This is a genomic window from Flammeovirga aprica JL-4, assembly GCF_012844305.1.
GTDB lineage: Bacteria > Bacteroidota > Bacteroidia > Cytophagales > Flammeovirgaceae > Flammeovirga > Flammeovirga aprica.
Map to the genome: position 1 here is coordinate 47,043 of NZ_JABANE010000012.1, position 14,988 is coordinate 62,030.

Sequence of the window (14,988 nt, forward strand, 5' to 3'; positions counted from 1 at the left end):
CAAAATGAATTATCAATAGTATTTAGGTAGCCTCTTCGTAATTGTAATTCCAAATGCGAAAGAGCACTTTCTTCTGGTCAGGTGCTGAAGGATCCACCTCAACGAGTTCGGCTTCGATTACTTCTTCACTTTCCAGTTTTTCAGCAATAGATTTACTCACTTCTCTAGGAACATAGCCGATCATTTTATCACCTGCAAAAACTGCCGTTGCAAACTCATCGTATTCATTGGCAGTATTTCTGATTAATTTGATTGGTTGTCGCATAATTCCCCATTCTGTATCTTTATCCGAATAGTATTGAAATCCTGCAACATAGCCCTCAAAGAGAAGCGTTTTACTTAGATTAGATAGTAAATCTTTTTCTTCGCTGTGAGTAAAAGGTTTAACCATAGAATCATTATTATTATTTAGTAATTATTAGCAATATACAATAATTTATAATTATATTCCTATAAAACTAAACTTGGTTTTATTTTTTCTTAAAAAAGTTATATATTTATTATATTAAAAAAGGTCTCAAAATAACATTATGAAACTGTCTCAAATCATAAAAATTGCTTTATTTGCCCTAATAGCCGTGGTCATTGTTTACACTTATTTATCTTCTAACTCAAACTTGGAGCAGGGTAAATATCTTGAAAAAATGAATATTGAAAGAGCGGAGAAAAATGAGGAATTCAAAAACGAACAAACTTCACCACTTAAAAAAGAAGAGATTGACGCTTTTAAAAGCCTAAACTATTACACACCTGACAAGAAATTTATTGTCAATGCCTCCTTAGAATGGGCTGACAAACCCTCAACTATAAAAATTGCCTCTACGAACGGAGACCCTAGAACGTATAAAAAAGTAGCTTGGGCAACTTTCAAAATTGGAAATCAAGAACAAAAATTAGTACTGCTTCAAAATGCACTGCCAAACCCTCTGACAAAAGGCTTAACAATGGTACTTTTCCGTGATCAAACTTCAGGAAAAACCACTTATGGTGCAGGAAGATATATTGAACTAAGGGGCTTGAAAAAAGGAGCTATGCAAACTGTGATCGATTTTAATAAAGCTTATAATCCTTATTGTGCTTACAATGACAGCTATGATTGTCCTTTGCCTCCTTTAGAAAATCAAATGACGATAGAGATTAACGCAGGGGAGAAAAAATATCACCTGTAATAGAGTGATGAATGACAAAATCTATCATTACTATCAATTTTAAGGGGTATTCATTTCAATCCAGCTGTCCTATTAGGGATAGTTAAAAATTAATGGTAATTTGTAGGTTAGGTAGTTGACACATTACACTTTTTATTGCTCAATGTCATTTGATAAAATTATTAATAAACTCGCAACCACAGATAATAAACGTGCTTATTTAGAGTTGCACTTTTGGATATTGTGTTCTAGTACAATTCCAATTATTAATATCTATATATCCTTGTCCTCAGTTGAAATTGTTTTTTTAAGAACAATGACTGCATTTGTGATGATATTTATCTTTTTAAGCATCAAGAAAATATCACTCAAGGTCAAGACTTCTCATATACTTTTATTGGTATTTACCGGAATGCTCACCTCGATTTATTGGGTTTTGTTCGTTATAGCAGCTAAAACCTCCAATACATCTGTAACCTTGGTGGGAATGGCCACAACGCCTGTGTGGGTAAGTTTTGTTTACCCAATTTTCTCTAAGAAAAAACCCACATTCAATGAATTAATGACAGGTTTGTCTGCATTGTTTGGTGTTTATATGATTTTCAGTTCCAGTTTTGCCTACAGCGAAGGAATGTTTACAGCCATTCTAGCCGCCTTTTTCGCTGCTTTGGTTACAATTCTTACCTCAAAATCTTCTAGACAGTACCACTACTTAGTTATTACGTTCTATCAAATGCTTGGTGCTTTTCTTGCCACAGCGGCGGTACTACCATATTATTTGAAATTCATCAAACAGGGTCCTTTTGCTATCCCTACACTTGTTGATGTTGTTTTGATCATCGTTTTGGCCATTGTTTTCTCTATCATTGCTTATTCATCTATTGTTAGAGTAATGCAGAAAATCACCCCCTTCAGCATATCACTGGCTAATAACTTAGCCCCTATTTATGGTGGTGTGATGGCCTATTTTTTCTTTGGTGAAAGTGAAATTATGGATTTATATTTCTATGGAGGAGCGTTTATCATCGCCTTTGCAATCCTAGCGATGCCACTTGCCAAGTTAATTTTCAAACTCGATAAAGTTGCTCCTGAAAAAGCTTAAGGAGTTCTACGATAAAAAAGAAAATCCCAAGGTAAAAGTAATGATAGCATTCTTTCACCTTGGGATTTTTGTATATCTAAACTTAAACTTCAAAAGGTTATTTCATCTTACTCAGTAATTCATGAGAGGTTAAACTAAGTACTAGGAGTACACTGATGGAAAGCGTACCAAAAATGACCGAAAGCCACCTACTGTAGGACATCCAATCATCTTTTTTCTTCTTTGCCTCGTTATACATTTTCTGAGAAAGATTGATGATATCCTCTGTGTTTTTCTGAAGGTTCAATGTCAAGCCTTTATCTCCTCTAAAACCAATCGTTAAATCTACATTTACAATTTTCAAAAGAGTTGAGTTATATCTTTTCAAGTTGTTCAAAAGGGTATATCTATGACTCTCAGCCATAGGTATATTTTTTATTTCCTTTTGCATATGATGGTTTAGCTCTCTGATTTTATAAAACTCTGAAGTATCAGCAGAAAGAAGGTAACTCTTCTCCAGTAATTTCATTCTTTCTAATGACACAATGTTTACATAAGGATCACTAGCTAAAGCTTTCGTTCTTTTTTGTAAGTCACCGATCATCCCTGAATTACGAGAACCTCTATACTTGAGCTGTGTTATGATCTTGGAAAATGTTTTTCTGTGGGTTTTCAATAAAAGAAAAAATGCATCCAAATCATTTTCGTATTCTACTTTCCAAGAGGAATTGGAACCAAGAATTGAAGAGATGTAAAGTTCTAAGTTTTTATCAATTTTATGGTATTCCTTCATGATAGGAGTCGCTTCTCTTGACTTATGAAAGTCTTCGTAGTGTGCTTCATAAGAAAGGAATTCCTGTGCTGCTAGTGTCATTCTCATGGACTTCTGTCGAATATCCAACACCTTCTCAAGCACAGCATCATGATCTTCAATCTGCCTGAAGGAGCTAAAATTTCCTACTGCAATTAAAAAACAGGCTACAAAGTAGACGTAGAACCAACGAATCACTTTTCTCCATGTATATGCAACAGTAGGATTTTTCACTTCTTGTTTAATGATTTAAATTTGTAATTGGAATAGGTGCAATAAATATTCCATTCAGCTAATATTACAACAAATATGGTAATAGTCTCCCTCTTAAAGTGTAATTATAAAAAAATACAAGAGTTTAAATACAATAGATTTAAAAAAAAAGGAGACGTACGCCTCCTTTCCATATTATAAGAGAATATTTTCTTAGTGTTGTACTAAAACAGCACTTTGTTCATCTTGATTTCTTCCAATCTTTTTAAAGTTTTCTAAGTAAACTTTAGCTTGATCTTGGTACTTCAATGAACCGTATACAACACTGTATACTTGCTTGCCATTTTGCTCTGTTACTTTCACGTAAGTCTTCCACATTTTGTAGTGGTTTTCAAACTTTTCAGCATACCCTTGTGCATCACATAAGTCGGCAGTAGAATAAACTTGAACACCCCATCCGTGTGAAATAATTTGACTGCTTAAGTCAACAAAGTAAGTGCGGTTATTTTGCAATTTACCTTGACGGCTTGAACATTGACCAGAGTTGGAAGGCATATTATTACCAGCTGTTGCTACGTTTCCACCACTACCAGATGTTGCATATGAAGCTAATTTCTCTTCATAAGCCTCATTAGACTCAGATAATGCATTTACCTCATTTTGCAATGCTGCGTTTTTTTGTTGAAGTGAATTAATATCAGCTTTTAAACCTTCTACCTCATACTTCATCTGATCATTCATTGTCTGCAATGAATTTGACTTCTTCTCTAGTTCCGTCTTGCTTTTTCTTAATTCAGTATTTTCAGTCGTTAACTGAGCATTCATTTGCTTCAATTTTTTCTTACTTTGAGCAAAAGAATCCGGTGCTAACATGAATGAAAAAATAACAAGTGCAATAGGTAAAATTTGATTTTTCATTATATCCAAGGATCGTTTCAGGAGAATAAAATTGTAATTAAATTTATCTTTCAATTGTATTACAGTATCAATCAAAACCAGTCTTAAAAGGACTAATCTGAAACCAATAGTAGTGATACAATTCCAATTCTTATTATAAAGCTAATCAATCATGAGTAAATTTCCATTTTTAGTCTAAAAAAATAATTAGTGAGACATAAAAAAAACTCATCTTACAATACAAAGTATCACTATTCGAAGTAAATTCTGTATTATAAAATGAGTTTGGATATTTGTACTACAATGATGAAGTAATCATTACTGATTATTATTCAATTGATTTTTCAATTTATCCAATTCAGACTCTCCCTGAGGGGCAGATGCTCCACCTGATGCGGCTTCACTTCCAGCAGAAGCTCCTCCTGCTCCAAGTCTCATTTTTTCTTTTAACTGATCAAGTGCCAATGAAGAAGTACCGCTTCCTGGTCCAATTGCTTTATTGATTTCATCATCAATCGTTACATTTGTATCTGCAATATCACCATAAGATTCAGCCAATGCTTCTGTCTCCTCCACTTTATTCTTCATTCTCTCTAGCATAGCTACAGTACTGCTTGAGTCGATACTAGCCAGTTGCTTGTTGATTTTAGAAGAAGCTTCACTTACTTTAGCTCTTGCTTTCAATGTCTTCGCCTCATTTTCCCATTGCGAAATCTGAGATTTTAGACGTTGGATGTTTTGCTCCATTTTGTTCACCTGAGCTTCGTTTTGAACAACCATCTTTTCATGTGTCTGCGCTGCAGCCGCTGCTTGTTCTTTCTTGCTCAAAGCTTCTGTTGCCAAGCGATCTGCTTCTGCAACATCAATTTGTCCTGAGTTTGCTTTTTGTAGTAACAATACAGCTTTTCTTTCCCAATCTACAGCTGCTTGTTTATGTTGTTCGTATTCTTTTCTTGATCTGATTGCAATAGCTTTCACTTGAGCCAACCCTTGCAAACTTTTATCCAAGTCCGTCTTCAATTCACGTATACCTTGATCCGTCATTTTGATAGGATCTTCTAATTTGTCCATCGCGGCATGTGATTCTGCGGACATCCAACCGAATACTCTCTTAAAGAATGACATATTTTTCTGTTTAGTTTTGTGCGTAATTTAATAAAAGGTCGAAGTTCTCACTGATCATTAGTTTAAATGCGTTCAGTGTTCCTTCTATTTCGTTCTCATCCAGATTTTCCAGCTCTAATGTGTCTCTGAATAGCACTCTGTTTCCTTCAGCATCAATTACAAATGCTCCGTGTACGCTGCTACGGTTTTTCTCAAGTAGGGTTCTGTAGAATTCAGGGTCGTTGTTGTTAAGCTCTAGGATATGCATTTCTACAATTAGGATTGGGTCCTCACAGTCGACAATAACATTAATCAGCCCTTCTTCTTCATCAGAAATGATAAAAAGTTCCTCCTCTAGGTCCTCACTTTTTATATCATAACCGAGGTTTAGCAAATAGCCCTTTACTTTATTAAAGTAACTCATTGTGTTGTAATTTAATTTATTAATAACTGATAATACGAATATAACCAGAATTTGGATACTTAAAAGACAAGAAATAATTAATATTTTATAAAAATGCAGTATAAAACTCACGTTATCAATAAAAAAATATTTTTTTGGATATTTTTTATGGCGTATGAAAAATTTTTAGAAAAAGGAATAGTATATTTGATGCAATCGGTTGAAGCAAATTTCAATGATAAAATAAACTACCAAATTCTATATGCCAAAAAATAATCATCTTAAAGATTCCCCCCTTTTAATTGAAGGAGCATGGGAAGTGTGTAACCAAGTAGGCGGGATCTATACAGTAATCAAGTCAAAAATATTAAACGTTCTCTCTTCTTTTGGAGATGATAACTATTGTTTAGTAGGTCCTTATGTGAATAGTAATGTATCCGCGATTTTTGAACCAATTTCTGATGAAGGTAACGATCTGGTTTCCAGAACTGTTCGTTCTTTACGTGCTCGTGGATATGAAGTTTCTTACGGTAGATGGTTAGTTTCGGGTCGCCCAAGAGTGGTACTTTTCAATCCATACAACGAAGCTTGGAAACTTACTGATATTAAAAAATCTAATTGGGAAAGTCATAATATTCCATCATTTGATGGAGATGAACTTTTTGATCAAACCATCATGTTAGCAAGTCAAATCACTGACTTCTTCCAAGAATTACACGATCAAAACCAGCATCAGCAAAATATTATCGCACATATGCACGAATGGATGGCAGGTATACCGATTCCTGAAATCCGCAGAAGAAATTTAGATATCAAGTGTGTATTTACTACCCATGCTACATTATTAGGTAGATACTTAGCAATGAACGACCCTAGTTTCTATGATAATTTAGAGAAAGGGATTTATGATTGGGAAAAAGAAGCTACTCACTTTAATATACTCCCACAAGTTGCTATCGAAAGATCAGCGGCACATGGAGCACATACCTTCAGTACTGTAAGTAGGTTGACTGCTATTGAATGTAAATATTTACTAGGAAGAGATATTGATGCTATTGTACCTAATGGTATTAATATCAATCGTTTTGAAGCGCTTCACGAGTCACAAAACCTACACCAGATATATAAAGAAAAGATTCACGAGTTTGTAATGGGACACTTCTTCCAATCTTACTCTTTTGATCTTGATAATACATTATACTTCTTTACTTCGGGTAGATACGAATTCAAGAACAAAGGTTTTGATTTAACATTAGAAGCATTAGCTCGTTTAAATCACAAACTTCGCGTCAACAATATTAATAAAACGGTGGTCACTTTCTTTATCACCAAGAAAGAATACAATTCCATCAACCCTATTGAATTAGAATCAAGAGCAGTTTTAGGAGAAATTAGAAAAATCTGTGATGCTATGGAGCGTTCCGTAGGTGAAAGGTTATTCTATATGGCTTCTAAAGGTGATACTTATTCTACACCTTCTATTGAGGACCTTATTCCTGAAAGCTTAAGACTTCAATTAAGAAGAACTGTACAATCTTGGAAAACAGACCGTTTGCCATTTATTACAACGCACAATCTTCAAGATGACAGCAAGGACGACATCTTAAACTTTGCTCGTTCTTCTGGGTTATTGAACTTTGAGGGAGACAGAGTGAAATTGGTATACCATCCTGATTTCGTTTCTTCAATGAACCCGCTGTTCGGTATTGATTATGATGATTTTGTAAGAGGATGCCACTTAGGGGTATTCCCTTCATATTATGAGCCATGGGGTTATACACCTATGGAATGTGTAGCAAGAGGTATTCCTGCTGTCACTTCTGATTTGGCAGGTTTCGGTGATTTTGTGATCAATGACTTGAAGAGAACACGTATAGATGGTATTGAAGTAATCCATAGAAAGAATAGCGATTATTCTCACTCTGCTGAGGAGTTAGCTAACTATATGTATGACTTTGTAACTTCTGAAAGAAGAGACAGAATTTCTCAAAGAAGTGCGGCAGAACAAAGCTCTATCCACTTTGACTGGGATGCTTTATATGATTATTATATCAAAGCTTACCAAATTACATTGGAACGTTAATTTTTAGATTAACCTTAAAATATAAAAGCCGGTCAATTTCGCTGACCGGCTTTCTTTTTATGAGGCGTTTTAATAATTAAGTACTAAGCCAAAAATAAATGATAATTAATTCTTAGTTATTTTTTGTGAATACAACGCTCAAAAGTGTATAAATAGTGGTTCTATTTAAAGTTTTTGAAAGGCAGTAATCGGAAAAAATAATATGAATTAGTGTTATATAATTTTGACTTAGTACTTAAGAACGGAAGATTTGGATTTTAATTGATCAACTGCTTAATCTTTTAAAATACTTCTTGAAATTACTATTTTCTGAATCTCAGAAGTACCTTCATAAATCTGTGTAATTTTAGCATCACGCATCAAACGCTCTACATGGTATTCTTTCACATATCCGTAACCACCATGTACTTGAACGGCCTCCACTGTTACATCCATTGCTACTTCAGATGCGTATAATTTAGCCATAGCAGAAGCCTCACTATAATCTTCTCCTTCATCTTTCAGCCACGCTGCCTTATAAACTAAATGTCTTGCTGCTTCTATTTTCGTTGCCATATCTGCTAACTTAAAAGCGATTGCCTGATGTTCACTGATTGGCTTTCCAAATGTCTTGCGTTCTTTAGAGTATTTCAAGGCAAGTTCATAAGCACCTGCCGCAATACCCAATGCTTGAGCAGCAATACCTATTCGTCCCCCATTAAGGGTTCCCATAGCGAACTTAAAACCAAAACCATCTTCCCCTACTCTATTTTCCTTTGGCACTTTTACATCTGTAAAACTCAACATATGTGTATCTGAACCTCGAATACCTAGTTTATCTTCTTTTTTCCCTACCACAAAACCTTCCATACCTTTCTCGACAATCAGACAGTTAATACCTCTGTGTCCTTTTTCACGGTCGGTTTGAGCGATCACAAGGTAGATTGAAGCTGAGTTACCATTTGTAATCCAGTTTTTAGTACCATTCAGTAAGTAATGATCTCCTTTATCTATAGCCTCAGTGACTTGAGATGTTGCATCACTTCCTGCCTCAGGTTCAGAAAGGCAAAAGGCTCCAATAGCTTCACCAGAACAAAGTCTTGGCAAGTATTTCTGTTTTTGTTCTTCTGAGCCGAATTTCTCAAGTCCCCAACAAACTAAAGAGTTGTTGACCGACATAGAAACGGAAGCTGAAGCATCAATTTTGGAAATTTCTTCCATAGCGAGAACGTAAGAGATTGTATCCATACCGCCTCCGCCATATTTGGGATCAACCATCATGGACATAAAGCCCAACTCTCCCATCTGACGAACTTGCTGTGCAGGAAATCGTTGCTCAGTATCCCTTTCAATTACTCCCTCCAACAATTCAGACTGAGCGAAATCACGAGCAGCGTCTTTTACCGCTTGCTGCTCTTCTGTTAGTTTAAAATTCATGTGTGTAAATTGGTAAATTTAGGTTGTGTTTATTGTGAATGAATGCTCAAATATACAAAGCTTCGTTGAAAGAAAAAGTTTTTAAGTGTATAATAAACATTTCAATATTAAATTAATGAGAATAGATAGGTTCAAATTAGAATAATACAATAAATCACTAAGAGCATGTTTGGAATATATGTTTTAGAAGTAAAAATTTTCCATTTTAGGTTGTGGGGCAATTAATTTCAGAGAAAATAGTGGTTCTATAGTTGATGAAATTAATAAACTCACGTTCTGAAAGGGCGAATTTTTACTAAAATAGATGTTTCATACATGCTCTAAGCACCAAGAATCTTTATAACAAAAAAAAAGCCTCCCGATGTAGGAGGCTTTCTTATCTATAATATATCGTTTATTATCTCAACTGTTGACCAATTGTGAAGTGGAATTGGCTACCACTGATATCTCTCTGGCCAGGAGGTGCATCGAAACCATATGCCCAGTCAATACCTAGCATACCGAATGCCGGCATGAAGATACGAGCACCAAAACCTGCTGATTTATAAAGGTCGAATGGGTTAAATTCATCAAATGAAGCCCAGTTATTACCACCTTCCATAAAGCCTAGTACATAGATTGTTGCTGATGGGTTTAATGAAACTGGATATCTTAATTCCATTACAAATTTGTTGTAAACCACACCACCTAGACCATTGGTCTCATAAGGTACGATTGAGTTGTTTTGATAACCTCTCAAACCAATCGTTTCTGTACCTAATAAGGCAAATTGTTGTGTTAAACCATCACCACCCATAATGAAACGTTCAAATGGACCTAATCCTTTTGCATCATTATAAGCATTCAAGAAGCCCATATGAGCTCTGGTTGCTAATACTAAATCACCAATGATTGCTTGATACCATGCATTGTCAAACATCCATTTGTTGTATTCCACCCATCTATATCTCTCTTCATCTGTAATATCAGGAGATGAGAAATCTTTGTCTTGGAATAATGAATAAGGAGGTGTTAAACTAATACTCAATGAAACTTGCGATCCTCTACGTGGATAAGTAGGCTGGTCAATACTGTTTCTTGAGATCGTTGTATTAAATGTGAAGTTATAAGACTTACCATTATTATAATCACCAAAACCTGTGGCAAACCAGTTGTTCAAGTCATATACCATAAATGATAATGAATTGGACATTGTAAACCAGTCATCCGGCCATTTCAAACGACGACCTAATGCTACTGTAGCAGCATTAATACCTAAACTACCAATCTTTGTATTACCACTGTAAGAGTTCTGATTTGAGTAGTTATAACTTACAGTCAATGAGTTCGGCTTTCTACCACCTAACCAAGGTTCTGTAAATGAAACGGAGTAAGTCTGATACTGAATACCAGAAGCTTGAACCCTTAATTGTAATCTTTGTCCGTCACCTGCAGGAAGAGGTCTCCATTTAGAGAAGTCACCTACGTTTCTCAGTGAGAAGTTGTTAAAGACTAGACCTACAGTACCTACGAAACCGTAGAAACCACCCCAACCACCGGAAAGTTCAATTTGGTCATTGGCTTTTTCTGTTAAACCGTACTGAATATCTACTGTACCGTTTGACATATTTGGCTTTGGCTGAATATCAATTGTTTCAGGATCAAAATAACCTAAAGTTGATAATTCACGCTGTGTTCTGATTAAATCGGCACGGCTAAATTTCTGTCCTGGTAAAGTTCTAATTTCACGATAAACTACGTGGTCGGAAGTTTTAGTATTACCATTTACGATGATTTTTGAGATGTAAGCTTGTTCACCTTCAAAAACTCTCATTTCAATATCCACTGAGTCACCTACAACAAGTACTTCTACAGGAGTAACGTTGAAGAATAAGTAACCGTCATCCATATATAATGCAGAGATATCTGCACCATTAGGGTTAAACGATAAACGTTTATTCAATTCTGTTGTGTTGTAAACATCTCCAGGAGAAATACCCAATACTCTGCCTAATTGCTCATCAGTATATTTATAGTTACCCGTCCAATTGATACTTCTGTAGTAATAACGCTTACCTTCATACATATCAATTTCTACGTTTACTAACTTCTGATTGACATCGTAAACCGAATCTCTTACGATTTCAGCATCACGGTAACCCTCTTCGTTGTAATATTCAACTAATGATTTCTTATCATTTGCATACTCTTCAGCGATAAATTTAGAAGGAGTGAAAATTCTACCAAAACGCTTTTCTTTCGTTTTCTTTAATTTTCTCTTCACTTTCTTCTCTGTCAATTCCTCAACGCCGGCAAGCTTTAATTCATTGATCTTTACCTTGCTGTTTTTATTAACATCAATTCTAAGAATTACTGAATTGGCTAAAACAGGATCTTTCTCACGTACAATTTTCACTTCCGTATTCTTAAAACCTTTTTCAGCATAATGTGCTTTAATCAGGTTTTGAGTATTACGAATCATAGATTCCGTTACGATACGGCCTCTAACCAACTGTACCTTATCAGTAAGTGTTTTTGCTTGTCCTTTTTTAACGCCTTCAAAATAGAATTTTGAAAGTTTAGGTCTCTCTTTCAAGGCAATCTGAAGATAAACATCACTACCTTGAATCTCAGTAACGTTAATCTGAACATCACCAACGATACCTAATCTCCATAGTTTCTTTACCGCTTTACTGATTGCGTCGCCAGGAATCTTAATTTTCTCTCCTACTTTAAATCCGGCGATGTTGATTAATGCATTTTTATCATTAAAATCTGCACCAACAACGTCGATACCTGCAATTGTATATTCAACAGGGGTACCATAGTCTACCTTGTACTTACCACTCTGTGAACCATAGTTTGTACCAAACTGAGCATAAGTTGTAGTTATTGCGAATGTCCAAATTGAGATGAACGTTAACAGTGTATACACTGCTTTTTTAGTTGATATCATGCGTTTTGCTTGATCTCTTTTAAGTATTGTCCTTGATCTTTACGAAAGTTGTTCACTTGTTTTACCATAACGTCTTTCACGTCCTTGGTAAGAATAAATAGCTTCGTGTAGATTGTTCTTCCTAAAGTCAGGCCAAAGTACATTAGTAAAAAATAATTCAGTATAGGCAATCTCCCACAACAGGAAATTACTCACTCTATGTTCGCCACTCGTACGAATTAGAAGTTCAGGATCTGGCATATTTGCCGTAGACAAGTAACCTTTGATTGTATCTTCGTTTACTTCATCAATTTCTCCCGCCTTAAATGCTTGACACATTTTCTCTGTAGCTTGAATCAAATCCCATCTACCGCTATAGCTAAGTGCCAACACTAATGTTAGACCCGTATTCTCTTTGGTTAGTTGCATTGACTCTTCTAATTCTTTTTGACAATCTTTTGGCAACTGCTCTAAATCACCAATTGCCTTCAAGCGAACATTGTTTTTCATCAACGTTTTTGTTTCAGAGCGGATCGTTGAAACCAACAATTTCATAAGACCAATAACTTCTGTTTTCGGTCTATTCCAATTTTCAGTAGAAAAAGCATATAGAGTCAAATAATCCACCCCCAATTCAGCACATCCCTCTGTTGCCTCACGAACTGCTTTTATAGCATTGTTGTGTCCAAAGATTCGCTTTGCACCTTTTCCTTTAGCCCAACGTCCATTACCATCCATAATGATCGCAATATGATTAGGTAAATTCGCCTTATCTAACGTATAATCCATTCTAAAAATTGTCTAAAACAAAACTGAGCTCAGTAATCGAATTTATATATTACTTTGCTGAAGGGCGAAATTAAAGATAAATAGAGCAGATAACAACAAAAAACAGATTTGAAATGAAAACAAATAGTACATATTCATAAGAATAATGTATTTTTACACAAGTTAACAATCTACATACAATAAACTATTTTACGCTGTGTACACAGTATCAATGAGATACTATTTTTTAACACAACAATTGCTCTATGAATAAATTTTCTAGCAAATTAAACTTACTGAATAAAAAAATAGGAAGTTTTGTGTCCTATTTCTCAATATTGCTGATTCTCATCGTTTGCTTTGATGTTTTAATGCGGTACTTTTTCCACACCACTTCTGCTTCTATTGCAGAATTAGAATGGCATCTGTTCGCTTGTATTTTCTTATTGAATGCCGGAAACACATTACGTCAGGACAAACATGTGAGAGTAGATGCTTTTTACTCAAAATTGTCTCATCGCTCAAAGGTTTATATTAATACGTTGGGGTTTCTATTTTTCCTCACGCCTTTTTGTTTATTGATTATTGATGCGAGTATTCCATATATCATCAATTCTTATAAAATAACAGAACATTCTACTGACCCCAGTGGCCTTCCTTACCGATTTATAATCAAAGCTACTATTCCCATAAGTATGGTTTTACTCTTACTTCAAGGGATTGGAAATACTGTGGAAGGGCTTTATTCTTTAAAAACTACAAATTAACAACATGCTTCTTGCACTTCTATTTATCTGCCTTTTCGGGGCTTTATTATTGGGCTATCCAGTTGCCTTTACATTGGCAGGCGTTTCATTGATTTTTGGCTATTTTACTTTTGGGGTTGATTTGTTTTACTTACTGCCTCTTAGGATTTTTGGAACAATGAGCAATCAGATCCTAATTTCTGTGCCCTTGTTCGTCTATATGGGGGTAATGCTTGAAAAGTCAGGTATTGCCAGCAGGTTATTGAATACCATGGCTATTCTTCTCGGGAAAGTAAAAGGCGGATTGGCTATCTCTGTGGCTATTGTTGGTGCTATGTTAGCGGCTTCTACTGGAATTGTTGGAGCAACCGTTGTCACAATGGGACTGATGAGTTTACCTAGTATGCTTAAAAGAGGTTACTCACCTGAATATTCCACAGGAATCATCGCTGCAAGTGGTACTTTAGGGCAGATCATTCCTCCAAGTATTGTATTGATTTTAATGGGCAGTGTTATGAATATATCTATTGGAGATCTATTTATTGCGGCTGTTATTCCAGGGGTACTGCTTGTGACCTTCTATATAATATATGTTTACGTTTATGCAGGTTTAAACCCAGATAAAGTACCTTCTATTCCTAAGGCTGAAATAGATGAGTTCAAGAAAACATTAAGCTTTTCATCTTTGCTAAGAACATTTGTTTTACCATTTGTTCTAATCATTGCGGTGCTAGGTTCTATTTTTATGGGAATTGCCTCTCCCACTGAAGCGGCTGGTGTTGGCGCTCTAGCAGCTACTTTATTAACTGCATTAGAAAAAAAGTTGACTTGGAAAGCTGTGAAGGAATCTGCTCTTGAAAGTGGTTCTTTAACAAGTATGGTTTTTATGATTCTTGTGGGGGCTACAGCATTCGGATTAGTTTTCAGAGGATTGGGAGGTGACGAAATATTAGTTGAGCTAATTCAAGGTTCAGATCTTTCACCTTATATGTTCCTTGCACTAGTACTATTGGGAATTTTTCTTGCCGGATTCTTCATTGATTTCATTGAAATCATCTTCATTTTTATGCCCGTTGTCACTCCTATTTTCTCTTTGTATGGATTAGATCTATTATGGGTAGCCATCCTAGTCTCACTCAATTTGCAGACTTCTTTTCTAACTCCTCCATTTGGGTTCTCCCTATTTTATCTCAAGGGAGTCGCTCCAAAAAGCATTAAAACAAGTCAGATTTATAAAGGAATCATCCCCTATATCTGCATTCAGCTCCTGCTCATTATTTTAGTGATTACCTTCCCTAAACTTGTTACCTTCCTCCCTACTATAATGGAATAGGCAATTGCACATTTAAGTTGGATTATTTTTTTTAGTCTAATCAAGGCAGAATAGAAGAGCATAGCAATAGT

13 protein-coding genes are annotated in these 14,988 nt (G+C 35.3%); 5 read left to right on the plus strand and 8 right to left on the minus strand.

Going from position 1 to position 14,988, the window contains the following annotated elements; genetic code table 11:
• Positions 1-22: 22 nt before the first annotated feature.
• Positions 23-391 carry an HIRAN domain-containing protein gene (locus tag HHU12_RS06300; RefSeq protein ID WP_169655908.1) on the minus strand — a complete coding sequence of 123 codons (369 nt, stop codon included), beginning with the start codon at positions 389-391 and terminating at the stop codon, positions 23-25.
• A 139-nt stretch (positions 392-530) separates the two neighbouring features.
• Here HHU12_RS06300 and HHU12_RS06305 point away from each other — a divergent pair, with 139 nt between their 5' ends.
• Entirely contained in the window at positions 531-1,169 is a 639-nt protein-coding gene (locus HHU12_RS06305) for a DUF1684 domain-containing protein (RefSeq protein ID WP_169655909.1), read from the plus strand.
• 142 nt (positions 1,170-1,311) lie between these two features.
• Positions 1,312-2,250: a DMT family transporter gene (locus tag HHU12_RS06310; protein WP_169655910.1), complete on the plus strand. Its 939-nt coding sequence runs from the start codon at positions 1,312-1,314 to the stop codon at positions 2,248-2,250.
• A 97-nt stretch (positions 2,251-2,347) separates the two neighbouring features.
• On the opposite strand, the gene HHU12_RS06315 is transcribed toward HHU12_RS06310, so the two are convergent.
• The 4 genes from HHU12_RS06315 to HHU12_RS06330 all read right to left on the minus strand — a co-directional run bounded on the left by HHU12_RS06315 (position 2,348) and on the right by HHU12_RS06330 (position 5,678).
• On the minus strand, positions 2,348-3,274 hold the full coding sequence (locus HHU12_RS06315; RefSeq protein WP_169655911.1) for a hypothetical protein: 927 nt from the start codon (positions 3,272-3,274) through the stop codon (positions 2,348-2,350).
• A gap of 192 nt (positions 3,275-3,466) precedes the next feature.
• Entirely contained in the window at positions 3,467-4,171 is a 705-nt protein-coding gene (locus HHU12_RS06320; RefSeq protein ID WP_169655912.1) for an SPOR domain-containing protein, read from the minus strand.
• 297 nt (positions 4,172-4,468) lie between these two features.
• Positions 4,469-5,275, minus strand: a complete 807-nt coding sequence (locus tag HHU12_RS06325; protein ID WP_169655913.1) for a PspA/IM30 family protein — start codon at positions 5,273-5,275, stop codon at positions 4,469-4,471.
• 10 nt (positions 5,276-5,285) lie between these two features.
• Complete coding sequence (locus HHU12_RS06330) at positions 5,286-5,678, minus strand: CesT family type III secretion system chaperone (RefSeq protein ID WP_169655914.1); 393 nt, start codon at positions 5,676-5,678, stop codon at positions 5,286-5,288.
• Between the two features lie 241 nt (positions 5,679-5,919).
• On the opposite strand from HHU12_RS06330, the gene HHU12_RS06335 reads away from it, so the two are divergent.
• On the plus strand, positions 5,920-7,740 hold the full coding sequence (locus HHU12_RS06335) for a glycosyltransferase (protein WP_169655915.1): 1,821 nt from the start codon (positions 5,920-5,922) through the stop codon (positions 7,738-7,740).
• A gap of 273 nt (positions 7,741-8,013) precedes the next feature.
• Here the strand turns inward: HHU12_RS06335 and HHU12_RS06340 are convergent, their stop codons facing one another.
• The 3 genes from HHU12_RS06340 to HHU12_RS06350 form a co-directional block, all read right to left on the minus strand.
• Positions 8,014-9,156 carry an acyl-CoA dehydrogenase gene (locus HHU12_RS06340; protein ID WP_169655916.1) on the minus strand — a complete coding sequence of 381 codons (1,143 nt, stop codon included), beginning with the start codon at positions 9,154-9,156 and terminating at the stop codon, positions 8,014-8,016.
• Between the two features lie 397 nt (positions 9,157-9,553).
• Positions 9,554-12,091, minus strand: coding sequence for an outer membrane protein assembly factor BamA (gene bamA, locus HHU12_RS06345; RefSeq protein WP_169655917.1), 2,538 nt, complete (start codon positions 12,089-12,091; stop codon positions 9,554-9,556).
• Positions 12,092-12,130: 39 nt separating this feature from the next.
• Positions 12,131-12,859, minus strand: a complete 729-nt coding sequence (locus tag HHU12_RS06350; protein WP_169655918.1) for an isoprenyl transferase — start codon at positions 12,857-12,859, stop codon at positions 12,131-12,133.
• Between the two features lie 245 nt (positions 12,860-13,104).
• On the opposite strand from HHU12_RS06350, the gene HHU12_RS06355 reads away from it, so the two are divergent.
• Positions 13,105-13,605: a TRAP transporter small permease subunit gene (locus tag HHU12_RS06355; protein WP_169655919.1), complete on the plus strand. Its 501-nt coding sequence runs from the start codon at positions 13,105-13,107 to the stop codon at positions 13,603-13,605.
• Between the two features lie 4 nt (positions 13,606-13,609).
• On the plus strand, positions 13,610-14,917 hold the full coding sequence (locus HHU12_RS06360) for a TRAP transporter large permease (RefSeq protein WP_169655920.1): 1,308 nt from the start codon (positions 13,610-13,612) through the stop codon (positions 14,915-14,917).
• The last annotated feature ends 71 nt before the right edge of the window (positions 14,918-14,988 follow it).